Genomic DNA, 26,244 nt, shown 5'->3' on the forward strand with positions numbered 1-26,244 from the left:
ATCAGGTAATTCATGTGGGCGCTTGCCGATGAGGGTGATAAATCACCAAATATCAAGGCAAGCGGTCATGACAATGTAAATTGAAATGAATTCGTTTGAACCTTGAGCCAAGTTTGATGCGCTTTTGTTGTTCGTCAACATTATGTTGTTGGATGACGAGTAAGCATCACAATGATTTTAAACTGAAGAGTTTGATCATGGCTCAGATTGAACGCTGGCGGCAGGCCTAACACATGCAAGTCGAGCGGTAACAGATCTAGCTTGCTAGATGCTGACGAGCGGCGGACGGGTGAGTAATGCATAGGAATCTACCCGGTAGTGGGGGATAACCTGGGGAAACCCAGGCTAATACCGCATACGTCCTACGGGAGAAAGGGGGCTCCGGCTCCCGCTATCGGATGAGCCTATGTCGGATTAGCTAGTTGGTGAGGTAATGGCTCACCAAGGCAACGATCCGTAGCTGGTCTGAGAGGATGATCAGCCACATCGGGACTGAGACACGGCCCGAACTCCTACGGGAGGCAGCAGTGGGGAATATTGGACAATGGGGGGAACCCTGATCCAGCCATGCCGCGTGTGTGAAGAAGGCCTTCGGGTTGTAAAGCACTTTCAGCGAGGAAGAACGCCTAGTGGTTAATACCCATTAGGAAAGACATCACTCGCAGAAGAAGCACCGGCTAACTCCGTGCCAGCAGCCGCGGTAATACGGAGGGTGCAAGCGTTAATCGGAATTACTGGGCGTAAAGCGCGCGTAGGTGGCTTGATAAGCCGGTTGTGAAAGCCCCGGGCTCAACCTGGGAACGGCATCCGGAACTGTCAAGCTAGAGTGCAGGAGAGGAAGGTAGAATTCCCGGTGTAGCGGTGAAATGCGTAGAGATCGGGAGGAATACCAGTGGCGAAGGCGGCCTTCTGGACTGACACTGACACTGAGGTGCGAAAGCGTGGGTAGCAAACAGGATTAGATACCCTGGTAGTCCACGCCGTAAACGATGTCGACCAGCCGTTGGGTGCCTAGCGCACTTTGTGGCGAAGTTAACGCGATAAGTCGACCGCCTGGGGAGTACGGCCGCAAGGTTAAAACTCAAATGAATTGACGGGGGCCCGCACAAGCGGTGGAGCATGTGGTTTAATTCGATGCAACGCGAAGAACCTTACCTACTCTTGACATCCTGCGAACTTGTGAGAGATCACTTGGTGCCTTCGGGAACGCAGAGACAGGTGCTGCATGGCTGTCGTCAGCTCGTGTTGTGAAATGTTGGGTTAAGTCCCGTAACGAGCGCAACCCTTGTCCTTATTTGCCAGCGGGTAATGCCGGGAACTCTAAGGAGACTGCCGGTGACAAACCGGAGGAAGGTGGGGACGACGTCAAGTCATCATGGCCCTTACGAGTAGGGCTACACACGTGCTACAATGGCCGGTACAAAGGGTTGCGAGCTCGCGAGAGTCAGCTAATCCCGAAAAGCCGGTCTCAGTCCGGATCGGAGTCTGCAACTCGACTCCGTGAAGTCGGAATCGCTAGTAATCGTGAATCAGAATGTCACGGTGAATACGTTCCCGGGCCTTGTACACACCGCCCGTCACACCATGGGAGTGGACTGCACCAGAAGTGGTTAGCCTAACGCAAGAGGGCGATCACCACGGTGTGGTTCATGACTGGGGTGAAGTCGTAACAAGGTAGCCGTAGGGGAACCTGCGGCTGGATCACCTCCTTAAACGATGCATCATCCCTCGCGGTAAGCGCTCACAATGAATTACCTGATCAGAATGCTGTTGATACGCAGTGATAAGCGTTTTCTTCCTATTGAAAAAAGAGAAAAGATCTTTTTTTAAAGAGTTCTTTTAAAGAGTTCTTTTAAAGAGCTTTGTTTTAAAGACCCTTCTTTTTTTTAACGTGAAAAAAGCAGCCGCTTATCACTGCGCATAGCAGTCGCTCTTTAACAATGTATATCATGCTGACATAAACGCTTCTTTGAAGTGTTTATACGTAATTGTTTTGTGATACGTCTCAAGCGTATCCGGCAATCGTTATCATTGCGAACCCCAGACTCCTTCGGGTTATAGGGTCAAGCAATGAAGCGCACACGGTGGATGCCTAGGCAGCCAGAGGCGATGAAAGACGTGGTAGCCTGCGATAAGGCTCGGCGAGGTGGCAAACAACCTGTGACCCGGGCATCTCTGAATGGGGAAACCCACTCATCATAAGATGAGTATCTTACGCTGAATATATAGGCGTAAGAGGCGAACCAGGGGAACTGAAACATCTAAGTACCCTGAGGAAAAGAAATCAACCGAGATTCCCCTAGTAGCGGCGAGCGAACGGGGACCAGCCCTTAAGCATGTGACTGATTAGACGAACGAGCTGGGAAGCTCGGCCGCAGCGGGTGATAGCCCCGTAGTCGAAAATCTGATCATGTGAAATCGAGTAGGTCGGGGCACGAGAAACCTTGACTGAAGACGGGGGGACCATCCTCCAAGGCTAAATACTCCTGGCTGACCGATAGTGAACCAGTACCGTGAGGGAAAGGCGAAAAGAACCCCGGAGAGGGGAGTGAAATAGATCCTGAAACCGTGTGCGTACAAGCAGTAGGAGCAGACTTGTTCTGTGACTGCGTACCTTTTGTATAATGGGTCAGCGACTTATATTCAGTGGCGAGGTTAACCGTTTAGGGGAGCCGTAGGGAAACCGAGTCTTAACTGGGCGACACAGTCGCTGGATATAGACCCGAAACCGAGCGATCTATCCATGAGCAGGGTGAAGGTTGAGTAACATCAACTGGAGGCCCGAACCAGGATCTGTTGAAAAAGATTTGGATGACTTGTGGATCGGAGTGAAAGGCTAATCAAGCTCGGAGATAGCTGGTTCTCCTCGAAAGCTATTTAGGTAGCGCCTCACGTATCACCACCGGGGGTAGAGCACTGTTTCGGCTAGGGGGTCATCCCGACTTACCAACCCGAGGCAAACTCCGAATACCGGCGAGTGCAAGCGTGGGAGACACACGGCGGGTGCTAACGTCCGTCGTGAAAAGGGAAACAACCCAGACCGTCAGCTAAGGTCCCGAAATCCTGGTTAAGTGGGAAACGATGTGGGAAGGCTCAGACAGCTAGGAGGTTGGCTTAGAAGCAGCCATCCTTTAAAGAAAGCGTAATAGCTCACTAGTCGAGTCGGCCTGCGCGGAAGATGTAACGGGGCTAAACCAGGTACCGAAGCTACGGGTTCATCCTCTGGATGAGCGGTAGAGGAGCGTCGTGTAAGCCAATGAAGGTGAATTGAGAAGTTCGCTGGAGGTATCACGAGTGCGAATGCTGACATGAGTAACGATAAAGGGAGTGAAAAACTCCCTCGCCGGAAGACCAAGGGTTTCTGTTCGACGCTAATCGGAGCAGAGTGAGTCGGCCCCTAAGGCGAGGCCGAAAGGCGTAGTCGATGGGAAACGGGTCAATATTCCCGTACCGGACATGATTGCGATGGGGGGACGGAGAAGGCTAGGTGAGCCAGGCGTTGGTTGTCCTGGTGAAAGTGAGTAGGCTGGTGTCCTAGGTAAATCCGGGATGCTCTAAGGCCGAGACACGAAACGAACTGACTACGGTCAGGAAGTCATTGATGCCACGCTTCCAGGAAAAGCCTCTAAGCTTCAGATCATGTGCGACCGTACCCCAAACCGACACAGGTGGTCAGGGTGAGAATCCCAAGGCGCTTGAGAGAACTCGGGTGAAGGAACTAGGCAAAATGGTGCCGTAACTTCGGGAGAAGGCACGCCGGCGTAGGGTGACGAGACTTGCTCTCCAAGCCCGAACCGGTCGAAGATACCAGGTGGCTGCAACTGTTTAGTAAAAACACAGCACTCTGCTAACGCGCAAGCGGACGTATAGGGTGTGACGCCTGCCCGGTGCCGGAAGGTTAAATGATGGTGTTAGGCTTCGGCCGAAGCTCTTGATTGAAGCCCCGGTAAACGGCGGCCGTAACTATAACGGTCCTAAGGTAGCGAAATTCCTTGTCGGGTAAGTTCCGACCTGCACGAATGGCGTAATGATGGCCACGCTGTCTCCACCCGAGACTCAGTGAAATTGAAATCGCCGTGAAGATGCGGTGTACCCGCGGCTAGACGGAAAGACCCCGTGAACCTTTACTATAGCTTCACACTGGACGCTGATGTTGCCTGTGTAGGATAGCTGGGAGGCTTTGAACCTCGGACGCCAGTTCGAGCGGAGCCAACCTTGAAATACCAGCCTGGCATCATTGGCGTTCTCACTCAGGTCCGTTATCCGGATCGAGGACAGTGTGTGGTGGGTAGTTTGACTGGGGCGGTCTCCTCCCAAAGAGTAACGGAGGAGCACGAAGGTACCCTCAGCACGGTCGGACATCGTGCAGTGAGTGCAAGAGCATAAGGGTGCTTGACTGCGAGACAGACACGTCGAGCAGGTGCGAAAGCAGGTTCTAGTGATCCGGTGGTTCTGTATGGAAGGGCCATCGCTCAACGGATAAAAGGTACTCCGGGGATAACAGGCTGATACCGCCCAAGAGTTCACATCGACGGCGGTGTTTGGCACCTCGATGTCGGCTCATCACATCCTGGGGCTGAAGTCGGTCCCAAGGGTATGGCTGTTCGCCATTTAAAGTGGTACGCGAGCTGGGTTTAGAACGTCGTGAGACAGTTCGGTCCCTATCTGCCGTGGGCGTTGGATGTTTGAGAAGGGCTGCTCCTAGTACGAGAGGACCGGAGTGGACGCACCTCTGGTGTTCCGGTTGTCACGCCAGTGGCATTGCCGGGTAGCTATGTGCGGACGGGATAACCGCTGAAAGCATCTAAGCGGGAAGCCCCCTTCAAGATGAGACATCCCTGAGGCCTAGAGCCTCCTGAAGGGCCCAGCGAGACCAGCTGGTTGATAGGCACGGTGTGGAAGCGCTGCAAGGCGTTGAGCTAACGTGTACTAATGGCCCGTGAGGCTTGACCCTATAACACCCAAGGGGTCTGGTCGTAGTGATAACGAAACGAGTGTGACAACACTTAGAAAACCGGATACGCGGATTAAGCCCACCGTGATACACGACAGGCTTAAGACGAAAGAGACGACACAAAACACTGTCAGCATGATATGCATTACCTGTTACGCCTGACGACCATAGCGAGCGTGAACCACCTGATCCCATGCCGAACTCAGCAGTGAAACCGCTTAGCGCCGATGGTAGTGTGGGGTCTCCCCATGCGAGAGTAGGTCATCGTCAGGCACTTATTAAACAAGAAACCCAGCCACCCGGCTGGGTTTTTTGTTGGTGCCTACCACACCGTCATTCCCGAGTGGGGGTACCGGGAATCCACCTTGACCTTGGCTTGCTGAAGCCCAAAACCCCAACTCAACATGGATTCCCGCCAAGGGCCTGCGGGAATGACAAGAGCGGCTCGGAGGGCTGGGGTAAGTCATCGTCAGTGACTTATTCGAAAAAGTCCCCCAGGGCTTTGAACTGCACCCCGAGAGTTGGACACATAATCTAACCTTCGGGGTGTTTTTATGTTTAGAAAATATAAGGATTAGCGGCAGATCGCTTCCAGCGCCTCTATTAAGCTATCCATTTCATCATCTGTGCCGATGGTGATGCGCAAGAAGTTGTTGAGCATGTCAGTATTAAAATGACGTACCAAAATTCCCCGCTCGCGAAGGCCTGCAAACAGCTGAGCGCCTTCAAAATCAGGATGTTGAGTAAGCACGAAGTTAGCTTTTGAAGGTAAAACCTCAAAGCCTAGTTGTTCAAGTCGCTGACGTGTGCGCTCGCGCGTTGCGATGACGTTATTCCGGCAGGCATCAAAGTGGTCTTTATCTTTTAGTGCTTCAATTCCTACCAAACTTGCCAAGCTATCGACGGGATAGGAATTAAATGAGTCTTTAACCCGCTGAAGGCCATCAATAAGCTCCGGTGAACCAATCGCGTAGCCTAAGCGTAAACCAGCTAAGCTGCGCGATTTAGAAAACGTCCCAGTGACTAGCAAGTTAGGGTAACGCTTAATTAAGGAGACAGCGCTTTCTGCGCCGAAATCAACATAAGCCTCATCAATTAATACAACCCGGTTCGTCACGCGTTTAAGCAGCGACTCAATGGTATCGAGTGAGTGCGCATGGCCAGTTGGCGCATTTGGGTTAGCAAAAATAACACCACTGCGCTCTGAGGCATTCGCTAGAGCATCAACATCGACTTCCCACTGGTCATTCAGTGGATGCTTGCGAAGAGTGATGCCATAAAGGTTGGCATAAACAGGATAAAAGCTATAGGTAATTGAGGGAACATCAAGCGGTGCGTCATGGCAGAAGAAAGCCTGAAACGCAAACGCGAGTACTTCATCAGACCCATTACCGACGAAGGTTTCTGCTACGCTAACATTATAGCTTTCTGCTAACGTTGTACGCAGTGCGTGTGAAGTTGGGTCAGGATAGAGGCGCAAATGATCGGTAGCATAATTGCGTAGCGCCTCGCTTACCCCTGGCGCTGGGGGGTAAGGGTTTTCATTGGTGTTGAGTTTAGTAACCTGTTCACGGGGCTGTTCACCAGGCACATAGGGGGTAAGTCCCCTAACGGCTGGACTCCAGTATTGGCTCATGTGGGTAACCTAATTGTCCTGACAGAATACCTCCATGGTCGCCTGATGGCTGCCGGAGCGCAAGCATTCACCAAGCATTCAATTAGGGAGGGGTGGGCGTCGCACCTTGTAGCGGTTATGCTGTCATAAGCGCGCGAAAGAAATGTATGTCCAACACGATAAGGAGACACTCAATGCAATTTAGGAGTTTGCTAGCCGGCTCGGCTATGTTGGCACTGCTGGCGGGCTGTGCATCTGGCCCAACGGACCAGGGTGAAGACGCTGGGATGACTGCTTCTCAGACTAATTACCAAGGTACGCTGCCTTGCCGCAACTGTGATGGTATCGATCTGAATGTAACGATGATGGGCGAAGAAATGAGTGCTCCTGAAGAAAGGACGTTCACCTTAAACGCCACTTACCGTAATCATCCTCAAACACCGCCAGACGAAAACTATGAGGGGAACTGGGAAGTATTGTCAGGCACCCCCTCTGATCCAGATGCTACCGTCTATGAGTTAACCCCGAATGGCGATGGTCAGATCTACTACTTCCAGCGTATTAATGAGCGCACGCTAGAGCTGATCGACCCAGAGCGTCGTCGTTTCGAAAATGGTGAGATGCTGCAGTTACAGCGTCAATAAAGTATGAAGCGACGCTCAAAGGCGGCCATTGGCCGCCTTTTGCATTTCTAGCCATTTGGCGTATGACGTTCAGTGGCGATATAAAGGGCGATCACAACAGGAGCAATAAGGCGGTGGCGAAAGCAAAAAGTGCCTTTGTATGTACCGAATGTGGTGCAGAGTATCGAAAGTGGCAAGGCCAGTGCTCCAGCTGTCAGGAATGGAACACGCTGAGCGAGATTCGTTTGGCCAGTGCGCGTCCTGGCAATGGAGCTGCAACGGGAAGAACAGGGTATGCAGGGGACTTATCACGTGAAGTGGTAGATCTTGGTAATGTGGATCTAAGTGAGGTCCCCCGCCTGACGTCGACTTTTGCTGAGTTTGATCGTGTGTTAGGCGGCGGCCTAGTACCAGGGTCTGCCGTATTGCTAGGGGGGAATCCAGGTGCTGGTAAGTCCACTTTACTGTTACAAACCGCCTGCAAGCTTGCCCAACAGCGGCGTATTCTCTATGTCACCGGGGAGGAGTCGCTTTCTCAAGTGGCAATGCGTGCCCACCGCTTACAGCTGCCTACTAATGGGTTAAAGATGTTAGCGGAAACCAGTGTTGAAACAATTCTAGCGGTGGCCGAACGAGAAAAACCCGAAATTCTAGTGATCGATTCTATACAGACCATGCATCTTGAAGATATTAGCTCAGCGCCGGGCGGCGTTGCCCAAGTGCGTGAGTCTGCAGCAGCGCTGACACGCTTTGCTAAGCAAACGAACACAGTATTGTTGCTGGTAGGCCACGTGACGAAAGATGGCACGCTGGCTGGCCCTAAAGTATTGGAGCATATGATTGATGCCTCATTGCTGTTAGAAGGTGGGGCTGACTCGCGCTTTAGAACATTACGTGGTCAAAAAAACCGCTTCGGTGCGGTGAATGAGTTGGGTGTGTTTGCAATGCTCGAGCAGGGTTTAAAAGAAGTTAAAAACCCCAGCGCGATTTTCCTATCACGCCAAGAAGAACAGGCGCCTGGCAGTTTGGTTATGGTGGTGTGGGAAGGAACCCGACCAATTTTGGTAGAAGTGCAGGCGTTAGTCGATGAGTCTGCACTGGGTAACCCTCGCCGTGTGGCCGTTGGCGTTGATCAAAACCGACTGGCTATGCTGCTAGCCGTGTTAAATCGCCATGGTGGTCTGTTTACTGGTGATCAAGATGTTTTCCTAAACGTGGTTGGGGGTGTGAAAGTGCTTGAAACCAGTGCCGACCTGGCGGTACTGCTGGCGGTGGTTTCTAGTTTACAGAATCGCGCACTACCAAAAGAGTTAGTGGTATTTGGCGAGGTGGGGCTATCAGGAGAGATACGACCAGTGCCAAGTGGACAAGAGCGCATTGCTGAAGCGGCTAAACACGGTTTTTTACGGGCAATTGTGCCGCGTGGAAATGCGCCTAAACAGGCGCCAAAAGGCATGGAGGTCATTCCCGTCGATAAACTGAGTGATGCCCTGGACGCGCTGTAGCGTAAGCTACGCTAAGGAATAACACCATGGTTAAGGAGAAACGTTATGAGCTCGATTCGGTTAACTCAATATAGTCACGGAGCGGGTTGTGGCTGCAAAATTGCCCCAGACGTGCTGGATGGAATTCTTGCTAAAGCGGGCCCTGCGGCGGGCCATAAGCGGCTCATTGTTGGCAATCAAGGGCGCGAAGACGCAGCGGTATATGATTTGGGTGATGGTCGCGGCATGATTGCGACCACCGATTTCTTCATGCCGATTGTCGATGATCCCTTTGATTTTGGTCGTATTGCTGCCACTAACGCGATTAGCGATGTATATGCTATGGGTGGCACGCCTGTCATGGCATTAGGGATTTTAGGTTGGCCGCTAGATAAACTCAGTGCTGAAATAGCGGGCGATGTTGTTGCCGGTGCCCAGGCTGTCTGTCGTGAACTAGGTGTGGCGTTAGCGGGAGGACACTCAATCGACGCCCCTGAGCCGATGTTTGGTTTAGCGGTTAATGGTTTGGTCGATTTAGCGCATTTAAAGCTCAACAGCCAAGCAAAGCCTGATGACCTATTATTTCTAACCAAGCCACTTGGCGTGGGGCTATTAACTACGGCCGAAAAACGTGGTTTGTTGGAAGCTGGGCACCACGGCCTTGCCCGCGAAACGATGCTCAAGTCCAACCATATTGGTGTTGAGTTAGCTAAGGTGAAAGGCGTTAACGCCATGACGGATGTCACAGGGTTTGGCCTTGCTGGACACTTAGCTGAAATGTGCAGCGCAAGCGGTGTGATGGCGCAGATCGATTTTCGCCGCTTACCCCGTTTAGCAGAAGCCGAAGCTTACCGTCGACAGGGGGCTGTTCCAGGAGGTTCTCAGCGTAACCGCGATGCGTTGGGTAAAGCGCTACCTGTGATGGACGATGCTCATTGGCAATGGCTGTGCGACCCTCAGACGTCAGGTGGTTTGTTGGTGAGTGTTGATCCTGCTTGGGAAGATGATGTTGAGCGCATTGGTCGAGAGCATGGCATTACGTTGGTACCGTTTGGCACTATGAAAATTTCTCAGGGCGACGTTTTGATAGAGGTTATTGGATGACCTTAGCCACTGTACCGGCCTCGTTAAACTTAATCGCGAAAGAAACGCCGCTAATCGATGTGCGTGCTCCAGTTGAGTTTATTCAAGGGGGGTTGCCTGGCGCGGTTAACTTACCGCTAATGGTGGATGATGAGCGTCATCACGTTGGCATTGCTTATAAACAACAGGGGCAGCAGGCGGCAATTGGCCTAGGTGAGCGTTTAGTTAGCGGTAAGACTAAGCAAGCACGTGTTGCTGCGTGGCAGGCGTACGTAGTGAGCCACCCAGAGGCTATTATCTACTGTTTTCGCGGAGGACTACGTTCGCAAATTGCACAGCAGTGGCTAGCCGAGTCAGGTATAAGCAGGCCACGTATTGACGGTGGTTGGAAAGCGTTGCGTCAACGGCTATGTCAGCGCATTGATGAAGCATCCAACCAACCGATGTTAGTGGTGGCGGGGCTGACCGGCTGCGCAAAAACGATGCTTATTAATCAATTTAGTAACGGCATTGATTTGGAAGCTTTTGCCAATCATAAAGGATCGGCTTTTGGCCGACAGCCAGAAGAGCCGACGACCCAAATTAATTTTGAGCATGCTTTGGCTAAGCGTTTAATTGGTCTGTCAGGAAAATTGGTGATAGAGGATGAGTCGCGACAAATCGGCAATGCCAATATCCCGCTTCCCTTCTGGCAAGCTATGCAACGTGCACCGCGCATACGTATTGAGATGCCCCTAGATTGGCGCTTAGAGCAGTTGCGACGCGACTATATCGAAGCACTTGAACGGAATTATATCGCCCGTTACGGCCAGCAAGAGGGCTGGCAGCGTATGCAGCGCCAGCTGGCTAATGCCTTAGAGCGTTTGGCTAAGCGGCTAGGAAATGCTCGTTTGCAGCGTCTACAGCGGTTGCAGGCCATGGCCTTTGATGCCCATGCGCGAGGCAATATCCAAGCCCATGAGGCATGGCTTGCGCCACTACTAACAGAATATTACGACCCACTTTATCGCTATCATCTTGAAAAAAATCGAGATAGTCACCCTATGCAGTTGCACGTTGGCGATTGGGAAAGTTGTTTAGAAGCCGCTAAGCAATGGAGCACCTAGCGGCGTTTTATTCACCAATGGCTTGGCTTATGCAGCAGCTTATGCAACTTTCAGCCATTGGGTCATCACGCGGTCTAGTAGGGGCGCTAACTGATGAAAGCGGGAAGCATCGTCCAAAATCTGCTCATTGGTTTGTATAAAACGCCCTGCCGCGGCCGTTTTGGGCTGTGGTCGCTCACTTGTATGGAGTAGTGGAATCACGCTGGTGAGGGTAGTCTCAAAGTGGCATAGCAAACCGATCACCCGCCCTGCGTCCCAGGAAAACCCTTGTAGCGGTGCAGCCGCACTGCCTCCGAGCGGAAGTGCACTTTCCGGTAAGCTAAATACGAAGCGGTGCCACATAAATGCCTCGAAGTGTTCGGGCAGGTCAAAAGTGCTTTCTGGGGCCAATGTTATTGGGTGCCAGCCGATTTCAGGGTAGGTGCCCGGTGCAATAACCGCATCTAACGCTTGTGCTATCCACAGTGCGCCTAAACCAATACCTAATACGGGTTTTTGACCATCGAGATAACGATGAATTAGCTTTCGCTCAGCTTTAAACCAATCGGGGGGATCATTCACGAAAGGCTCGGGGCCATCCAGTATAATTAATGCATCGCACTCACCGAGCCGCGGGGTTAATTCGCCTGCGTAAAGGTGAAACACGGTATAACTATGGCCCATACTTTCAAGCCAGTCAGTTAGACGAGCGGGGCCATGGTCAGGGCCGTGCTGTAGCAGATGGATATGCATGGTAATCTCCTCGCCGGCCGATGTTAATAGCGCGATAGGGATCTCCTGCCGCGTTTGTGCGACGATAACGTATCGCGTTCATTTCACCAATATTGTGACCCAGGAAATCAGCATGGTGGCTAAACCCCTAGGATTTTACCAGCGGCTTCAACAGTTGCCGTTGCCCGCTCAGCAAGCGTTTATGGCTGCCCTTTGTGAGCGTCTGCTACCTAACTACGCGCTTTATCAACAGACCACGGGCCTTGGTGATGAGCATACGCTGCGTACCGTGTTGAGTTTGGTATGGGAGCGATTAAGTGTTCCAAACGCGAGTATCGACTTTGCTCGGCAGGCGGAAAAGCTGGCGGAGTGCGAACCTCCGGAAGATGATGAAAGCTTTGGCGCGCGCCGAGCGTTAGATGCCGTTGTCTCTGTATCCGCGCTGTTAGATACGTTGCAAGGTGAGTCGCCTGAAGCTGTGCTGGATGTCAGTCGCACCTCGCGGGCGGGGGTGCGCGCGTTTATCGAGCTAACCGAAGGTGAGGAAGATGCCCAGGCGCTTGCGCTGATCATTCGCGACCATCCCTTGATGGCCGACGAAAACGATTTCCAGGACGCTGTTTTGGACGCCGTGAGTGAGCCAATTAATAAAGCTTCCCTCAAAGAAATTCGTCAGCTAGGACGTAATAACGGCATTAGTAATCTAGGTTTAACCTTAGACGAGGGCGAAGAGTAACTGGCAACGCTGGTTAAAACCGCAGGCCCGCCGTCACCATCATGCCGGCGGTGCCGAAGATAATCAGATCTGATTCTACGCGCCCCCATTGCACGCCAATACTGGGTAGAAGCGCAGGCGCTACCCCTAAATGATTGAAGGGAATTTTGTCGCGGTATTCACCTTTATAGCCACGCAATAGTCCGCCAGTCAGCTTGGCGCGCACGTTGAGCCCTTCAGCAACTTGCCAGAGAGGAAACTCACGACCCGTATAGAAGTACCAGGTCGGTTGATCAAAAGAGTTTTTAAACCATGCCGCCCCTGTTAACCAGCGGTTAGGATTATGCAGCTCAATACTGATCAAGCTCTGCTGATTGGTGTGCTCGGGGTCAGGGTCGAAGTGGCGTGTGAGTAAACTGGTTTGTACCAGCGTGTGATCGAGAGCCAACACTGGCGGCCAATCAGGCAAAGAAAAGGCTGAGACAGTGGTGCTCAGCCATATTCCTGCTATCCCACCCAACCATTGATAAGAACGAGGCATGTAGTGCTCCTGCGAAGGGGGGAGTTGCTAAGGTGCCTCATTAAAGGCGCATTTCAATGCCGCGCTCGGCCATATAGCGTTTTGCTTCAGGTATGGTGTACTCACCAAAGTGGAAGATACTTGCTGCCAGAACCGCATCGGCACCGCCTTTCAGTACACCATCGACTAGGTGGTCTAAGTTTCCCACACCGCCAGAAGCAATCACCGGCACGCTGACGGCTTCAGAAATAGCATGGGTAACCCCCAGGTCGAAACCCACTTTAGTACCATCTCGATCCATACTGGTTAGCAGTAACTCGCCAGCACCAAATTCCACCATCTTTTTGGCCCACTCGACGGCATCTAGGCCCGTCGGACGTCGTCCACCGTGAGTGAAAATTTCCCAGCGCGGCGTTTCGCCTTCTTTAGACACCTTCTTAGCGTCAATCGCCACCACAATACACTGGCTACCAAAGCGCTCAGCCGCTTCGCGGACAAATTCTGGGTTGGTCACTGCCGCTGTATTGATTGAGACTTTATCAGCACCAGCATTGAGCATGGTACGAATATCATCGCAGCTACGGATGCCGCCCCCAACCGTGAGGGGAATAAACACTTCACCAGCTATGCGCTCTACCATATCGACCGTTGTGTCACGGTTTTCGTGGCTGGCGGTAATATCGAGGAAGGTGATTTCATCGGCACCTTGTTGATTGTAGCGCTGAGCGATCTCAACCGGGTCGCCAGCATCACGGATTCCTACAAAGTTAACGCCTTTCACTACGCGCCCAGCATCGACATCTAAGCAAGGGATAATACGTTTCGCTAAGCTCATTTTTGGCCTCCGCTAAGCTGGTCGCTTAAGCGCTGGGCTTCTGCTACATCTAGGCTGCCTTCATAGATCGCGCGGCCGGTAATGGCGCCTAAAATGCCACTGTCCGCGACATCACACAGCGCACGAATGTCATCTAAATTGGTGACACCGCCGGAAGCAATCACCGGTAAGCCGCCTTCACGAGCTAGCGCAGCAGTGGCTTCCACATTGACGCCTTGCATCATGCCGTCGCGGGCAATGTCGGTATAGACAATGCTTGAGACGCCGTCATTGGCAAAGCGCTTGGCAAGTTCAGTCGCTTTTAACGTGGATACTTCCGCCCAGCCGTCGGTAGCTACATAGCCATCTTTAGCATCTAAGCCAACAATGATGTGGCCTGGAAATGCACGACACATTTCGCCGACGAAGTCGGGTTCTTTGACCGCTTTCGTACCAATAATAACGTAAGACACCCCGGCATTTAGATAATGCTCAATGGTTTCCGCGGAGCGGATACCGCCACCAATTTGAATGGGTAGGTTAGGGTAGGCACGGGCAATCGCAGTAACAGCATCACCATTTACTGGCTTGCCTTCAAAGGCGCCGTTTAGGTCAACTAAGTGCAGGCGGCGAGCGCCCGCTTCTACCCAGCGGGCAGCCATGGCAACGGGATCATCACCATAAGAGGTTGCATCTTCCATGCGGCCTTGCTTCAAGCGAACACACTGGCCGTCTTTGAGATCAATCGCGGGAATTACTAACATAGTGAAACCTCTCAGGGCGTCCAGGTGACAAAATTTTCTAGCAGGCGCAGGCCCGCGCGGGAGCTTTTTTCAGGATGGAACTGCACAGCGAAGGTGGCATCGCGACCAATCGCTACATGAGCGCAAACCTTGCCGTACTGGGTGGTGCCGAACACTTGGGCATCTTCAGCCGCATTGACGTAGTAGCTGTGCACAAAATAGAAGTGTTCGTGATCGTCAATGCCTGCCCATAGCGGGTGGTCGTGATGCTGTGCCACGAGATTCCAGCCCATGTGCGGTACTTTCAGGCGCTGCTCATAATCATCACGCATATTGGCCGGAAAACGGTCGACGCTGCCATGGAAAAAGCCCAGGCAATCTACGCCGCCGTTCTCTTCGCTACGTTCCATCAGCATCTGCTGGCCCACGCATATGCCCAATAGTGGTTTGGCTTGACGGGTAAGAATGTCGTCGACTAAACCGCGTAGTTCGGTACGTTCCAGCTCGCCCACACAGTCCCGAATAGCCCCTTGGCCGGGGAGCACTAGGCGTGTTGCACCTAAAATGCGCCGGGGGTCGCGAGTGATAATCACATTTTCGTGAGTAACGTGCTCAAGCGCTTTTGCCACAGAGTGCAGGTTGCCCATTCCATAATCAATTACTGCGATGGTCATAAAGCGCTCCTTGTTATCGTTAGCGAGCTATCGCTAGCCGTAATGCTCGGCATTATAGGCTCCCTTTAGTAGACGGCATTTGCCCCGCCATACGTGGGTCTTCTGCCACTGCCATGCGCAGCGCGCGACCAAACGCTTTAAAAATAGTTTCAGCCTGGTGATGCGCATTAAAGCCTTTTATATTATCGATATGCAGTGTTACACGCGCATGGTTGACAAAGCCCTGGAAAAACTCCCAAAACAGTTGGGTATCCATACGGCCAATGGTATCGCGGGTGAAGTCGACATTCATATAAAGACCTGGGCGGCCAGAAAAATCGATGACGACTCGCGATAGTGCCTCATCAAGCGGCACGTAGGCATGCCCATAGCGATAAATGCCGCGCTTATCGCCTATCGCTTGATGAAACGCTTGGCCTAGCGTAATGCCTAGGTCTTCAACCGTATGGTGATCATCGATATGTAGGTCGCCCTTTGCGTCAATATCGAGATCCACCATCCCATGACGAGCCACCTGATCAAGCATATGATCAAGAAACGGAACGCCGGTGTCGCTGCGGAGGCGGCCTTCACCATCAAGGTTGACGCTGACCGTAATCTGCGTTTCGTTGGTGTCACGGCTTACCGTGGCAATACGCGCTGACATGTTACATCTCCTGCGCTGATGCGCACTCTGAAGGGGGATGGTGGATCGTTGGGTAATGTTATCACCGCTGGATCAATGCATAACTTATGACCAAAGCGGCCATTATAGTGAATCGGTGCCCCCATCCGCTACAATGCGCGAAAGGTAGCCGCCTTTGCTGGCGGTAGAATAGCAGCCTTGCTGCTTTGGCAAAGAGGATTTCACCATGCCGGTGACACTGCACTACGTCGACCAGGCTCGTTGGGAAGCAGAAGAGCAAGTGCGTATTGACCTAATACGCATTTATGAAGATGCACCCCAAGAGCGAATGCCCACACCAACGGTCACTCCTTTTATTGAGCAGCACTTGAAAGGGCAGCATTTTTTTGCCTGTGCACATTTTAACGATCGCTTGCTTGGTGCCGTTGCAATAAAAGAAACAGACGACCGCGCGTGGTGGCTCTCAGAACTGTGCGTGCGTAAACCCACCCGGCGGCGCGGTGTAGGCACGCGATTAATGGCACTTCTGGGCGAACAGGCAAAACAAGAAGGGCGTGTACTGCGCATCGAAACGTCGTCGCTACCGTTAGCTGATCGTGTACTGCTTTCCAAGCTTGGTTATCGCCCTATCGCTAACGAATCAGCCGCGCAGACGGATGCACCCATCACCAGTGATTTTGTTGAGTTAGACCCACAAGGAAAAGGGTAATGAAGCAGCTACTCCGTATTTTGCTGGCCGCGGTAGGTATTTTAGCGATCGTCGCCGTTGCCGCAGTGGTGTATGTCACCACCTTTCTTGACCCGGAAGACTTCAAGCCTCGGCTAACCGCTGTGGTAGAAGAACAAACTGGCCTAAACCTAGCGTTGGAAGGCCCTATTACATGGTCATTTTATCCGCGTATTGGGGTTAGTGTTGAGCAGGCAAGAGCATGGTTGCCTGAGCAATCTCAGGATGACAGTGCGTTTGCTGCCATTAATCGGGCTGAAGTTAGCGTGGCTTTCGCCCCCTTATTGCGCGGCGAAATCGCTGTCGATGGATTAACCCTAGACGGTATGCGTCTGAACCTTGAAAAGAATGAGCAAGGGGAAGGGAATTGGCAGCCGTTACTAGAGCGTCTTGCTGAACAGGGCAACGAAACAGCGGAAACTGTTCTGGCGCCCGCAAGTGCTGGCCCTAACGCAGATGCTGGTAATTTATCGGTCGTATTGAACATCGCCAGTGTTGAAGTGAAGAATGCTGACATTCGCTTTCGTGATGAGCAAAGCCAAGCGCTTTGGCGAGTGCAGCCGCTCAATATTTCAGGCACCAATGTTAATCCTGTGCGTTCTTTTCCGTTAAAAACCATGTTTACACTGACTAAGCATAATCGCTTAGATGCAGAAGTGCTGGAGCGCACACCCGACCTGACCAGCGAAGTTAATCTCGAAACCCGTCTTCGTTTAGGCTTAAAAGATGAGCAGTTGGTTTTTGAAAACACTCAGTTGACGACCCGTACGCGACGCGCTGGAGAAAGTGATCCGCAGCAGCTCAGCTTGAAAGCAGCTGAAATCGTTGCCCGGATGGGGGAGCAACAACTGACGATTCGCGAGGGTGTCGTAGACGCGGGTTTACGTCATCCAGAAAACTGGCAGGGTAGCCTCGCGCTATCGTTGGCATTTGGTTTAGAAAGCGACTTTGCGGCTCAAACCGCCCAACTTAAAGATGCTCAATTAACCGGACCAGATGGGCTGAGAGTCAGTGGACACCTCAATATCGCGCAGCTACTTGATGCTCCTCGCTATAGCGGCCAACTAACCGCAGCTCCCTTTACACTGCGTCCGTGGCTATCACGGTTAGGGGTTACGCTGACAACAGCTAGCGAAGCTGCCTTAAGTGATGTGGCAATGACCAGTCCGATTGAAGGTGACACGGCGCAGGTTGCACTACCGCGGCTCTCTTTAGTGGTTGATGACAGTACCTTCACAGGCAACGTTTCCGCTGCGCTAGACGGAACTCAGCTTACCTTTAATCTAGAAGGCGACCAACTGAATATTGATCATTACCTGCCTGGTCCTGAAACGGCGCAGCAAGCTAGCCGAGGTTTACTGCGCAACGCCTTCGCTCAAACCGACGGGGCGCTATTACCTCAGGCATGGCTGAGTACGCTATCGCTAGAGGGGGACTTAAGCGTTGATCAGCTTATCCTGTCTGGATTAGTGTTCGATGAGACCTCGCTAAGCTTACGTGGAGAGAACGGTAACCACCAACTAACGGCCTTTGAGTCGCGTTTCTATGGGGGCGAGCTTAGCTCGACAGGTCGTCTTGATGCCACTGCTGACGTGCTCGAATGGCAGCTTTCTCCACGTGTCAGTGATGTTCAGGTGGCACCACTCATCGAAACGTTTAGCGAGGAAGCGTCACCATTGCGAGGCCGCTTTAACTTAGAAGGAGCGCTGACAACTCAAGGCAATCGCCGTGACGTGCTCACGAGTAATCTTAACGGAGAGCTAAGTGCACGGCTGAACGATGGCGCTATTCTGCAAACGAATATCTCCCAGCAATTGTGTGAGGTAGTGGCGCAGCTAGAGGGCGAAGGCACCCTACGAGAGTGGGAGCCTGACACACGCTTTGAGCGATTTGACGCAACCTTTCAAGTACGCAATGGTGTCGTGAATAGCGATGATTTGCTGATTACCCTTCCAGGCATTGATGTGCAGGGGGACGGTGAGTTCAATCTCAATACGCTGAACTTCACCACGGAAGCGAATGCGAGGTTAGTCGATACCGCTGATGCTGCCTGTAATGTGAACCCGCGTTTAGAGCAGCTGCCGCTCCCGGTACGCTGTGAAGGCCATGTAGGCGACGATAAAACCCAATGGTGCCGCTTTGATCGCTCTGCTTTCCAAGCTGCGGTGGTAGACCTCCTGCGTAATGAAGCTGGCAGCCGAGTTGAGGAAGAGCTGGAAGAACGGCTAGGCGACTCGCTTGATCGTATTGATGAACGTTTAGGAGAAGGCGCTGGTCAGGAGTTGCGTGAAGGGATCCGTCGTCTATTTAATTAAGCATGCAGATAAGCTTTGTATTCAACCAATAAGTGTCGCGCCGGTCCCAACGCCGGCGCTTTTTTTGGTGCTAGTAACCGCTGTGAAAAGATTGCCTACCTGCTAATGGCTGTTAACAGTTTTACTGTTTTAAGGAGTTTTTATGGCCGACATGCCAACGCCGTGTCTTACGGCGGAAGAGTTTCAACGCCGCCTGCTTACTTGGTTCGATCAGTATGGTCGGCACGACCTGCCTTGGCAGTCGCCTCGCAGTGCCTACCGGGTTTGGGTATCTGAAATTATGCTCCAACAAACCCAGGTCACTACCGTCATTCCCTATTTCAAGCGTTTTATGACGCGTTTCCCTACGTTAGAAGCACTGGCAAATGCTCCCCAAGATGATGTGCTGCATCTTTGGACCGGGCTTGGTTACTATGCCCGTGCTCGTAACCTGCACAAAGCGGCTCAAGTGGCGTTCGCAGCTTATGGGGAAGAACTACCCACCGATAGCGTAGAAACGTTGATGGCGTTGCCAGGCATAGGGCGTTCCACTGCTGGCGCGATTATCGCGCAAAGTGCTGATAAACAGGCAGCGATTCTAGATGGCAATGTAAAACGCTCTCTGACCCGCTTACATGCCATCGCTGGCTGGCCAGGTAAGCCAGCGATAGAACGCTCACTGTGGGCACTGGCCGAGTATTACACGCCTGATACCCGGCTTGCTGACTATACCCAGGCCATCATGGATTTCGGCGCCACGCTCTGTAAACGCAGCAAGCCGGATTGCCCAATTTGCCCGTTTAACGACGCATGTCGCGCCTATGCCGAAGGTGAGCCGCAACGCTATCCAGAATCCAAGCCCAAAAAGGCCCTGCCGACCCGTGACACTATCATGCTGATGTTGCAAGACAGCCAAGGACGGGTGTGGTTAGAGCAACGACCACCCAGCGGCCTGTGGGGAGGGCTATGGAGCCTGCCTCAATTTGAACGCCATGGTGAGCTTAACGACTGGCTTGCCGATCATGTCGTTTCCCCTAAACGCCATGCGCCCCTACCCAGCTTTACCCATACCTTTAGTCATTTTCGCCTATCGATTACGCCTCAGCCGGTTAGTTGCGATAGGCTGAGTGGTGTAAGAGAGGGCGGCGTATGGTATGACATCGACCACCCCCCGGCGCTGGGCTTGGCAGCTCCGGTTAAATCGCTGCTGAGCCAGTTAGCGCCATTTACCCTCGATCCAACGCCAGGCCCGTCACACTAACCTCTTCCGCGTTATTACTTATTTTCGCGTACTGTTATTCATAAAGGAGTACACCATGAGCAACACCGTTTTCTGCCGCAAGTACCAGCAAGAGTTAACGGCTCTGCCATTTCCGCCGTTGCCGGGTAAGCAGGGCCAAGAAATTCAAGCCACAGTGTCTAAGCAGGCCTGGGAAGAGTGGCAAGCACTACAAACGCGCCTGATTAACGAAAAGCATCTCAACATGTTAGAACCCGAGGCACGCGCCTACCTGATGGATCAAATGCAGCGTTTTCTAGATAATGAGGCTACGGATCAAGCAGAAGGTTACGTACCGCCAACCCAGGCGTAAGCAATTAGTGAAGATTGCGAGAAGGGATGAGTGCAGCGCAATCTCACAGCTGGCGCGGCTTGTGGCCGTTTTTGGCAACGCCAATAAGTTCCCTAAGCACGTGACTCGCAAGAAAGTTTCACGAAAGTGTTGACGAAATGCTGAGTTTTTAGTTTAATACGCACCGTTGGCAGCGGCCAGATAGCTCAGTTGGTAGAGCAGGGGATTGAAAATCCCCGTGTCGGCGGTTCGATTCCGTCTCTGGCCACCAAACGTTGGGGTATCGCCAAGTGGTAAGGCACCGGTTTTTGGTATCGGCATTCCCAGGTTCGAATCCTGGTACCCCAGCCATTGCCAACAAGATTTCTTGTTGATTGTAGAGCTTAGCAGCGAAGCAATCATGTTCTCAAGAAAGCGTGAAGCGCCGACATAGCTCAGTTGGTAGAGCAACTGACTTGTAATCAGTAGGTCCCGGGTTCGACTCCTGGTGTCGGCACCACTAAAAGTGGTTTAAAAGCAAAGCGTTAGAGAATTAGATAAAGCCGTCCGAAAGGGCGGCTTTTTCGTTTTTGTCTATAAAGTGTCTACCCCGTAATAAAACGATGCTGTCGAAATACCACCTTTTAATAAAGATGCACTGCCTCAAACACTGCCACTGGTTTGCCATTGGCGTTTTTGAGTGACAGCACGCTACCATCTACTTGCCACGCGTTTACTTGCTGCAGGACATTGAGCATTACCTGCTCGTTACGCATCTGCGTCTCGGGGCAGGCCATCATTGTGGTAGCTACTTGTTCAAACACTAACCGTTTGCCGCTAAGACGGTAAGTGCCAAGCAAAGTGTTGCAGCCAGTTGATCCGGCTAGCCGAGATTTTTCTTCATGGAGTACAAGGTGAGGCTCGCGGAAGTTATCAGTGGTGGAGGCGGGTTGATCGCCAAGCGTGACCAATTTCCAATAGGTATTGGTTAGCGTTTCATTAGGCTTTGTTGTTTGGTGAGTTGCCGAGTGTGATTGGCATCCACTGGCTAGCAGAATTATCATCACAGAGGCGATGAGGGGCATTTTGTTCATAAGGCATTTCTCTAGATTTTTCATTACGTAAAGGATAAACAGGGCGCCAAGTTTTCGCTACTTTAAATTATATTAATTAATAGCTCATAAAATATTGATTAAGTCTGACTTTTGTTTTTATAAATATTAAAAATTACGCACTTTATGCATCACTGCTTGATTACCCCTTTTAGTTGACTAACCTAAAATTTCTTGAGCAATAAAAGCTTTCATATGATGCGAAGATAATATGATGGCAAGTAAAATGCTGAGTTCTATCTGCCGTTTCCTCAAGGAAAAAGACTCTTATTAATAAGTATGAGTTTTTGTCGAGTGGTAATAAGCCAAGGAGAGTAGCGCGATGTTTCATCACTCTGGAAAACTACAGTATCCCGTTAAAGTCGATAAGCCTAACCCTGAGTTTGCTATGTTGCTACAACAAGCAATTGGCGGTATTGAAGGCGAAATACGGGTTGCCATGCAGTATTTCTTTCAGGCAATGGGCGCGCGTGGAGATGATCGTATTCGTGACATGCTTATGTCCACGGCAACGGAAGAGCTCTCGCATATCGAAATGTTGGGGCATGCGGTAGCGCTAAACTTAGAAGGGGCGCCCGTTTCTTATCAAGAGGCGACTGCCAAAGACCCCGTTATGAATGCCATCTTAGGCGGAGCTAATCCTCGTCATCTCTTGTCGTCCGGGCTTTCAGCGATGCCGGTAAATTCAAATGGCGTGCCTTTTGATATGAGCCATGTGTACGCCACCGGCAATATTGCTGCAGATATGCTGGCTAATGTCACAGCAGAGGCAGGTGGCCGAGTATTAGCATCACGGTTGTATAACTGGACTGATGATCATGGCATGAAAGATTTTTTATCTTTCTTAATCGCTCGTGATACCTATCATCAGCAACAGTGGTTGGCTGTTATTGAAGAGTTGGGTGGTATTGAGAAACAGCTACCAATTCCTAATTCGACGCCAGAAGACAATGAGGCGATGCAGCACTCTTATTATTACTTAAATACTTTGCTGGATAAGGAAGCCCCACAAGGGCGCTGGTCGCAAGGTCCTTCATTGGATGGACGCAGTGAATACAGCGTGCGTAACCAGCCTGCACCGGAAGGCCAAGAACCTAGCCTAGGCCAAGCAAAAGAGAAATCTGGCGCGCAAAAAGAGCAAATTGATCCCGCTAAATAAACGTTACCATGCTGCTTGTTAATAAGGAGGCTGCACGATGGAAACCAAGTATTTAGAAAATTGGTTACGCGATGCTCATGCTATGGAAAAGCAAGCAGAAGAAATGTTGAAATCACAGGCTAAACGCTTAGAGCATTACCCAGCGCTGCGGGCTAGGATTGATCAGCATCTGGAAGAAACCACTCATCAAGCTGACAAGCTTGAGCGTTTAATGACCGAACTGGGTATTGATACGTCAGCACTTAAAGACATGGGGGGTAAGCTTTCTGCCTTTGGTCAAGCGCTGGGTGGAATGATGGCTGGTGATGAAGTGGTAAAAGGGGGTATCGCCAGTTATGCCTTTGAATGCTTCGAAATTGCCAGCTATAAAGCGCTGATCGCAGCTGCTGAACAAGCCTCTCAACCGGAGGTCGTCCGGGTATGTAAAGATATTCTCCAAGAAGAGCAGGCGATGGCAGATTGGCTTGCGTAGCATCTTGATGAAACCACCCGCTCTTTTTTAGCCCGTGCCGATGATGACAATGTCCAAGCTAAGAAGTAAATCTGATTGAACCGGCCCCCGTTGTTTAACGGGGCCGGTGCTGTTTAAAGTGCCTTTATGTTTAAAGCGCCTTTACCTTGCTAAACTATCCCTTAGTTCTGAGCCTCTACCAACCCCGGTATTGTTTACTGGGGTTTTTAAACGTATGAGAAATTACCCACTCTTTAAGGAACGTGTAACGAGGTTATGAATTAAAGGAAAGTGCCTTATAGATGTTCTCGCTGTATTTTAGAAGATCAATTTTTAGAAAAAACGCGAAAAGAGTTTTCATAATCATCAAGCTGTGCATGAACGTAAAAGTGTGTTTCATTACACGTGAAGGCAGTATGAGTATAAATTTCCGTATCTCAGTCATCACGCTTGAAATGGCTTTCCGTAAGGGTTTCAGCACGTGCCGATGTGAAGTCATCCGTCACTTACTATAGTACTCTCATGCACTGCGGTGAATGTCAGTCCCGTTTCATTAATTCGAAAACGCCCTTGGTCGTTGCTTTGTCCGTTGGCGCATACAGGTAAGCAGTTGTCCACTCTTCGCGTTGATCACCAGGTAAGTCAGGTGTTGCTGCATAGGAGCACTATTTACCTGCCGACATACCCACACTAATGGGCGACTGTAAACCCATCGTTGGGGAGGCGAGAGTCAGGTAGTGGTTTAAAAATGCAACTTTTTGCTTTTCTTTTAGTATGATATAAAAATATTTAATTTCTTTGTTTGATATTCTATGCTATATAAAATTAGTTAAATTAATTTGTAGACATTGTTGATGCTTTCACCGGTATCCTTAAGTTTTTAAGGTGTTTTAATTATTTTAAATTTATTGAACTTGCATACGAATATTTTGTTTTTTTAATTTTAATGGCTTATCAAGCTATTTTGATATTTATGAGATTTCGTATACTAAAGTATGGTGTTTGGTTTTAACAAAAGTTAAATTATATGTTTATAATTTATTTTGATAGCTTAAGTTAAGAGTTATTCTTGTTTAATATTTTATAGTTGACTATATTTTTTAAGCGCTGACGACGTGTTTTTTATACGGATTGTTGTGCAGTCTCGTTGGTTTGAATAGCTATTGTCTAACTAATTGTTTAGCTAAATTTATCTAACTAATTTTATCTAACTACAATGGAGTGTAGAGATGAACAAATTGGCTGTAAGTGATTGCTCCCCTTTAACGAGTAATGGTGACATTGGCGGAGTGATTAACGGACACCGTAACAGCATAAATGTGGCAGATATTTTAAATTTGTACGGGAAAGTTGGTAGTTCTTCATTTGAAGAGTTATCACAGCTGAAGCAGAAAACTGTCGAGCTAAAGAAAAATCAACAGTTTTTCTCGGTATGCGAGGGGCGTGCTGATATTTTTGTTTTAAGAGAGGGGTGGGCTAGTCTTTCCCATGCAGCAGGTGCTAGAGGGCAAGATATTTGTAATGTTTTTATGCCTGGCGATGTTATTGGTCTGCGCGAAAGTTTTTTTGAAAATCATGATGTTGTTATTCATTCGGTGACTGATTGTGAGTTTCTAAAAGTTTCTGCTGAAGGGTTACATAAATTATTTAAAAATAATGATGAAATTAGGAATGCAATTATATCCTATGTCATGATTAATGATAATATTACGTTGGAGCGTTTAAGGAGCTGTACTCATCATCGTTCTGAAGGGCGCGTTGCGCACTTTTTGCTTGAAATATATTTTAGGTTTGATTTTAAAGGGCTTTTGGAAGGTGATGTTTTTGATTTTTCCATAACGCAAGAGGTGGTGGGTGAGCTGCTTGGTATCACAAGTGTTCATGTTAGCCGTTGTATGACAGCGCTTGAGCAAAAGAAGTATATTCGAAAAACGCGTAATAGTATTAAGCTTTTAGAGCCAGAAGAGATGGCTAGAAACACGGGATTTGATAGAGATTTTATTTATGGGTGTGTGTGTTTGAATTAACTATAATCAAAGTCTGTTGATTTTTTGTTGTAGGTGTTATGTGGTTTTTAAGGGTGGTGGTTGGATTTCATAACACACGTTATAAATCGACTTGTATAGGTTGCAAGAAGTAAACTTTTAGCTATCCTACTGTTTGCGTTATATGAAGATGAAGACATAGAATTTGTTTTCCAATGATCTGAAATTTAATCATACAAGGAGTGGATTAGATGACAGTCAGCAATTACCCCCTCACTACCATTACTGCCCATAAGCAGTACAGTGAAATGACGGATATGCCCTCAGCACAACGTTCAACAGTGCGAGATGCTTACCCAACTCGCTTAGCCTCAGCTCCAGCTTCACTAACCCAGCCGCGCCGTGATGCTGTGGTGAAAGGGCGTGAGCTGTCAGGGCCGTTGTCTCAAGAACAGCTTGATGAATTTGAGCGCAAAGGTTTTTTGTTTATTCCCAACCTTATTTCGGGTGAAGAGCTTGAAGCGCTTCGTAAAGAAATGAAGTCACTGATGAACAACGATGCTTATCGTGAAAAGGAATTCAGTGTTACTGAGCCAGAAAGCCACGAAATTCGTTCGCTGTTTGCCGTGCATAAGCTTTCTGAACGATTAGGCCAGCTGGCGAGTGATGAGCGTTTAGCAGGTGCTGCCCGGCAAATTATTGGTGATGATCCTTACGTGCATCAGTCACGGATTAATTATAAGCCAGGCTTTGCGGGTAAAGGGTTCAATTGGCACTCTGACTTTGAGACGTGGCACGCAGAAGACGGTATGCCGAACATGCACGCCGTTAGCGCCTCGTTGATCTTAACTGACAATCATGAGTTTAACGGCCCACTGATGCTGATTCCCGGTTCTCATCTGGAATTTGTGCCCTGCTTGGGGGAAACGCCGGAAGATAACCATAAAAGCTCGCTTAAAGCACAAGAGGTTGGCGTTCCTAGTCCTGAAGCGTTAACTCAGTTGGTGTCAAAATACGGCATTGAAGCGCCAAAAGGTAAAGCAGGAGGCTTGTTGCTGTTTGACTGCAATACACTGCATGCGTCTAACGCTAATTTGTCGCCTGACCCGCGTAGCAATGTGTTCTTTGTGTTTAATCGTCCTGATAATCGCTGTGTTGCTCCGTTTGCTGCACCGAAGCAGCGCCCTAGCTTTCTGGCGCATGGGCCTGACGATCGTTGGGCGCCCGACGCATAATCTAACGTATCACTAGTGGTATGTATGAAAAGCTGTGGAAGAGATTGTGGAACATACGCATAGC

At 50.3% G+C, this 26,244-nt stretch carries 21 protein-coding genes, 3 tRNA genes and 3 rRNA genes; 19 read left to right on the forward strand and 8 right to left on the reverse strand.

Features of this window, described 5'->3' with window-relative positions; all coding sequences use genetic code 11:
* Positions 1 to 179: 179 nt before the first annotated feature.
* From K1Y77_RS02420 to rrf, 3 genes are all read left to right on the forward strand, one after another.
* Positions 180 to 1,712, forward strand: a 16S ribosomal RNA gene (locus tag K1Y77_RS02420).
* Between the two features lie 349 nt (positions 1,713 to 2,061).
* Positions 2,062 to 4,954: ribosomal RNA gene (locus K1Y77_RS02425) — 23S ribosomal RNA — on the forward strand.
* A gap of 157 nt (positions 4,955 to 5,111) precedes the next feature.
* A 5S ribosomal RNA gene (gene rrf / locus K1Y77_RS02430) occupies positions 5,112 to 5,227 on the forward strand.
* The 16S, 23S and 5S rRNA genes sit together here, the layout of an rRNA operon.
* Before the next feature lie 301 nt (positions 5,228 to 5,528).
* On the opposite strand, the gene hisC is transcribed toward rrf, so the two are convergent.
* Entirely contained in the window at positions 5,529 to 6,590 is a 1,062-nt protein-coding gene (gene hisC, locus K1Y77_RS02435; protein ID WP_030074643.1) for a histidinol-phosphate transaminase, read from the reverse strand.
* A 173-nt stretch (positions 6,591 to 6,763) separates the two neighbouring features.
* Between hisC and K1Y77_RS02440 the strand changes: the two genes are divergently transcribed.
* From K1Y77_RS02440 to mnmH, 4 genes are all read left to right on the forward strand, one after another.
* The gene (locus tag K1Y77_RS02440; protein ID WP_030074646.1) at positions 6,764 to 7,213 is read left to right on the forward strand and encodes a copper resistance protein NlpE N-terminal domain-containing protein; all 450 of its coding nucleotides are present in this window, start codon (positions 6,764 to 6,766) and stop codon (positions 7,211 to 7,213) included.
* 113 nt (positions 7,214 to 7,326) lie between these two features.
* A complete protein-coding gene (radA, locus tag K1Y77_RS02445; RefSeq protein WP_030074648.1) occupies positions 7,327 to 8,697 on the forward strand; it encodes a DNA repair protein RadA in 1,371 nt (456 codons plus the stop codon).
* Between the two features lie 45 nt (positions 8,698 to 8,742).
* Positions 8,743 to 9,780, forward strand: a complete 1,038-nt coding sequence (gene selD, locus K1Y77_RS02450; protein ID WP_030074650.1) for a selenide, water dikinase SelD — start codon at positions 8,743 to 8,745, stop codon at positions 9,778 to 9,780.
* Complete coding sequence (mnmH, locus tag K1Y77_RS02455; RefSeq protein WP_264430166.1) at positions 9,777 to 10,865, forward strand: tRNA 2-selenouridine(34) synthase MnmH; 1,089 nt, start codon at positions 9,777 to 9,779, stop codon at positions 10,863 to 10,865. The genes selD and mnmH overlap by 4 nt, the downstream gene beginning before the upstream one ends.
* 39 nt (positions 10,866 to 10,904) lie before the next feature.
* On the opposite strand, the gene K1Y77_RS02460 is transcribed toward mnmH, so the two are convergent.
* Positions 10,905 to 11,597 (reverse strand): type 1 glutamine amidotransferase, encoded by a 693-nt coding sequence (locus K1Y77_RS02460; RefSeq protein ID WP_030074652.1) that lies wholly within the window; start codon positions 11,595 to 11,597, stop codon positions 10,905 to 10,907.
* Positions 11,598 to 11,709: 112 nt separating this feature from the next.
* Between K1Y77_RS02460 and K1Y77_RS02465 the strand changes: the two genes are divergently transcribed.
* Positions 11,710 to 12,312, forward strand: coding sequence for a YjaG family protein (locus tag K1Y77_RS02465; protein WP_264018886.1), 603 nt, complete (start codon positions 11,710 to 11,712; stop codon positions 12,310 to 12,312).
* Between the two features lie 13 nt (positions 12,313 to 12,325).
* Here the strand turns inward: K1Y77_RS02465 and K1Y77_RS02470 are convergent, their stop codons facing one another.
* Genes K1Y77_RS02470 through hisB form a run of 5 tightly spaced genes read right to left on the reverse strand, consistent with a single transcriptional unit; the run spans position 12,326 to position 15,688 of the window.
* The gene (locus K1Y77_RS02470; RefSeq protein WP_264018885.1) at positions 12,326 to 12,832 is read right to left on the reverse strand and encodes a hypothetical protein; all 507 of its coding nucleotides are present in this window, start codon (positions 12,830 to 12,832) and stop codon (positions 12,326 to 12,328) included.
* 40 nt (positions 12,833 to 12,872) lie between these two features.
* A complete protein-coding gene (hisF, locus tag K1Y77_RS02475) occupies positions 12,873 to 13,646 on the reverse strand; it encodes an imidazole glycerol phosphate synthase subunit HisF (RefSeq protein WP_030074655.1) in 774 nt (257 codons plus the stop codon).
* Positions 13,643 to 14,389 carry a 1-(5-phosphoribosyl)-5-[(5-phosphoribosylamino)methylideneamino]imidazole-4-carboxamide isomerase gene (gene hisA / locus K1Y77_RS02480; RefSeq protein ID WP_030074657.1) on the reverse strand — a complete coding sequence of 249 codons (747 nt, stop codon included), beginning with the start codon at positions 14,387 to 14,389 and terminating at the stop codon, positions 13,643 to 13,645. The genes hisF and hisA overlap by 4 nt, the downstream gene beginning before the upstream one ends.
* Positions 14,390 to 14,400: 11 nt before the next feature.
* Positions 14,401 to 15,042: an imidazole glycerol phosphate synthase subunit HisH gene (hisH, locus tag K1Y77_RS02485; RefSeq protein WP_030074659.1), complete on the reverse strand. Its 642-nt coding sequence runs from the start codon at positions 15,040 to 15,042 to the stop codon at positions 14,401 to 14,403.
* Positions 15,043 to 15,094: 52 nt separating this feature from the next.
* Complete coding sequence (hisB, locus tag K1Y77_RS02490; RefSeq protein WP_030074661.1) at positions 15,095 to 15,688, reverse strand: imidazoleglycerol-phosphate dehydratase HisB; 594 nt, start codon at positions 15,686 to 15,688, stop codon at positions 15,095 to 15,097.
* Between the two features lie 205 nt (positions 15,689 to 15,893).
* Between hisB and K1Y77_RS02495 the strand changes: the two genes are divergently transcribed.
* The 7 genes from K1Y77_RS02495 (at position 15,894) to K1Y77_RS02525 (ending at position 20,758) form a co-directional block, all read left to right on the forward strand.
* Entirely contained in the window at positions 15,894 to 16,376 is a 483-nt protein-coding gene (locus K1Y77_RS02495) for a GNAT family N-acetyltransferase (protein ID WP_264018884.1), read from the forward strand.
* On the forward strand, positions 16,376 to 18,709 hold the full coding sequence (locus K1Y77_RS02500; protein ID WP_264430169.1) for an AsmA family protein: 2,334 nt from the start codon (positions 16,376 to 16,378) through the stop codon (positions 18,707 to 18,709). Before K1Y77_RS02495 ends, K1Y77_RS02500 begins: the two co-directional genes overlap by 1 nt.
* Before the next feature lie 142 nt (positions 18,710 to 18,851).
* Positions 18,852 to 19,949: an A/G-specific adenine glycosylase gene (gene mutY / locus K1Y77_RS02505; protein ID WP_264430171.1), complete on the forward strand. Its 1,098-nt coding sequence runs from the start codon at positions 18,852 to 18,854 to the stop codon at positions 19,947 to 19,949.
* A 55-nt stretch (positions 19,950 to 20,004) separates the two neighbouring features.
* Complete coding sequence (locus K1Y77_RS02510; protein ID WP_264430172.1) at positions 20,005 to 20,280, forward strand: oxidative damage protection protein; 276 nt, start codon at positions 20,005 to 20,007, stop codon at positions 20,278 to 20,280.
* 174 nt (positions 20,281 to 20,454) lie between these two features.
* A tRNA-Phe gene (locus K1Y77_RS02515) sits at positions 20,455 to 20,530 on the forward strand.
* A 5-nt stretch (positions 20,531 to 20,535) separates the two neighbouring features.
* A tRNA-Gln gene (locus tag K1Y77_RS02520) sits at positions 20,536 to 20,610 on the forward strand.
* Positions 20,611 to 20,682: 72 nt separating this feature from the next.
* Positions 20,683 to 20,758, forward strand: a tRNA-Thr gene (locus tag K1Y77_RS02525).
* 124 nt (positions 20,759 to 20,882) lie between these two features.
* Here K1Y77_RS02525 and K1Y77_RS02530 read toward each other — a convergent pair.
* Positions 20,883 to 21,332 carry an META domain-containing protein gene (locus K1Y77_RS02530; protein ID WP_051690214.1) on the reverse strand — a complete coding sequence of 150 codons (450 nt, stop codon included), beginning with the start codon at positions 21,330 to 21,332 and terminating at the stop codon, positions 20,883 to 20,885.
* 340 nt (positions 21,333 to 21,672) lie between these two features.
* Here K1Y77_RS02530 and K1Y77_RS02535 point away from each other — a divergent pair, with 340 nt between their 5' ends.
* The 4 genes from K1Y77_RS02535 (at position 21,673) to thpD (ending at position 26,180) form a co-directional block, all read left to right on the forward strand.
* Complete coding sequence (locus K1Y77_RS02535) at positions 21,673 to 22,509, forward strand: manganese catalase family protein (RefSeq protein WP_030074698.1); 837 nt, start codon at positions 21,673 to 21,675, stop codon at positions 22,507 to 22,509.
* A gap of 37 nt (positions 22,510 to 22,546) precedes the next feature.
* Positions 22,547 to 22,981 (forward strand): ferritin-like domain-containing protein, encoded by a 435-nt coding sequence (locus K1Y77_RS02540; protein WP_264430176.1) that lies wholly within the window; start codon positions 22,547 to 22,549, stop codon positions 22,979 to 22,981.
* A gap of 1,208 nt (positions 22,982 to 24,189) precedes the next feature.
* Positions 24,190 to 24,987, forward strand: a complete 798-nt coding sequence (locus tag K1Y77_RS02545) for a Crp/Fnr family transcriptional regulator (protein ID WP_264430178.1) — start codon at positions 24,190 to 24,192, stop codon at positions 24,985 to 24,987.
* Between the two features lie 209 nt (positions 24,988 to 25,196).
* Entirely contained in the window at positions 25,197 to 26,180 is a 984-nt protein-coding gene (gene thpD, locus K1Y77_RS02550) for an ectoine hydroxylase (protein ID WP_264430180.1), read from the forward strand.
* Positions 26,181 to 26,244: the final 64 nt, after the last annotated feature.

Source organism: Halomonas qaidamensis (assembly GCF_025917315.1).
GTDB lineage: Bacteria > Pseudomonadota > Gammaproteobacteria > Pseudomonadales > Halomonadaceae > Vreelandella > Vreelandella qaidamensis.

Coding starts and splice junctions, on each gene's coding strand:
- mutY (WP_264430171.1), top strand. CDS start 18,852: ATGGCCGACATGCCAACGCCGTGTCTTACGGCGGAAGAGTTTCAACGC.
- hisC (WP_030074643.1), bottom strand. CDS start 6,590: ATGAGCCAATACTGGAGTCCAGCCGTTAGGGGACTTACCCCCTATGTG.
- K1Y77_RS02500 (WP_264430169.1), top strand. CDS start 16,376: ATGAAGCAGCTACTCCGTATTTTGCTGGCCGCGGTAGGTATTTTAGCG.
- selD (WP_030074650.1), top strand. CDS start 8,743: ATGAGCTCGATTCGGTTAACTCAATATAGTCACGGAGCGGGTTGTGGC.
- K1Y77_RS02440 (WP_030074646.1), top strand. CDS start 6,764: ATGCAATTTAGGAGTTTGCTAGCCGGCTCGGCTATGTTGGCACTGCTG.
- K1Y77_RS02540 (WP_264430176.1), top strand. CDS start 22,547: ATGGAAACCAAGTATTTAGAAAATTGGTTACGCGATGCTCATGCTATG.
- hisA (WP_030074657.1), bottom strand. CDS start 14,389: ATGTTAGTAATTCCCGCGATTGATCTCAAAGACGGCCAGTGTGTTCGC.
- K1Y77_RS02530 (WP_051690214.1), bottom strand. CDS start 21,332: ATGAACAAAATGCCCCTCATCGCCTCTGTGATGATAATTCTGCTAGCC.
- K1Y77_RS02545 (WP_264430178.1), top strand. CDS start 24,190: ATGAACAAATTGGCTGTAAGTGATTGCTCCCCTTTAACGAGTAATGGT.
- K1Y77_RS02470 (WP_264018885.1), bottom strand. CDS start 12,832: ATGCCTCGTTCTTATCAATGGTTGGGTGGGATAGCAGGAATATGGCTG.
- K1Y77_RS02510 (WP_264430172.1), top strand. CDS start 20,005: ATGAGCAACACCGTTTTCTGCCGCAAGTACCAGCAAGAGTTAACGGCT.
- hisF (WP_030074655.1), bottom strand. CDS start 13,646: ATGAGCTTAGCGAAACGTATTATCCCTTGCTTAGATGTCGATGCTGGG.
- K1Y77_RS02535 (WP_030074698.1), top strand. CDS start 21,673: ATGTTTCATCACTCTGGAAAACTACAGTATCCCGTTAAAGTCGATAAG.
- K1Y77_RS02465 (WP_264018886.1), top strand. CDS start 11,710: ATGGTGGCTAAACCCCTAGGATTTTACCAGCGGCTTCAACAGTTGCCG.
- thpD (WP_264430180.1), top strand. CDS start 25,197: ATGACAGTCAGCAATTACCCCCTCACTACCATTACTGCCCATAAGCAG.
- K1Y77_RS02460 (WP_030074652.1), bottom strand. CDS start 11,597: ATGCATATCCATCTGCTACAGCACGGCCCTGACCATGGCCCCGCTCGT.
- hisB (WP_030074661.1), bottom strand. CDS start 15,688: ATGTCAGCGCGTATTGCCACGGTAAGCCGTGACACCAACGAAACGCAG.
- hisH (WP_030074659.1), bottom strand. CDS start 15,042: ATGACCATCGCAGTAATTGATTATGGAATGGGCAACCTGCACTCTGTG.
- mnmH (WP_264430166.1), top strand. CDS start 9,777: ATGACCTTAGCCACTGTACCGGCCTCGTTAAACTTAATCGCGAAAGAA.
- K1Y77_RS02495 (WP_264018884.1), top strand. CDS start 15,894: ATGCCGGTGACACTGCACTACGTCGACCAGGCTCGTTGGGAAGCAGAA.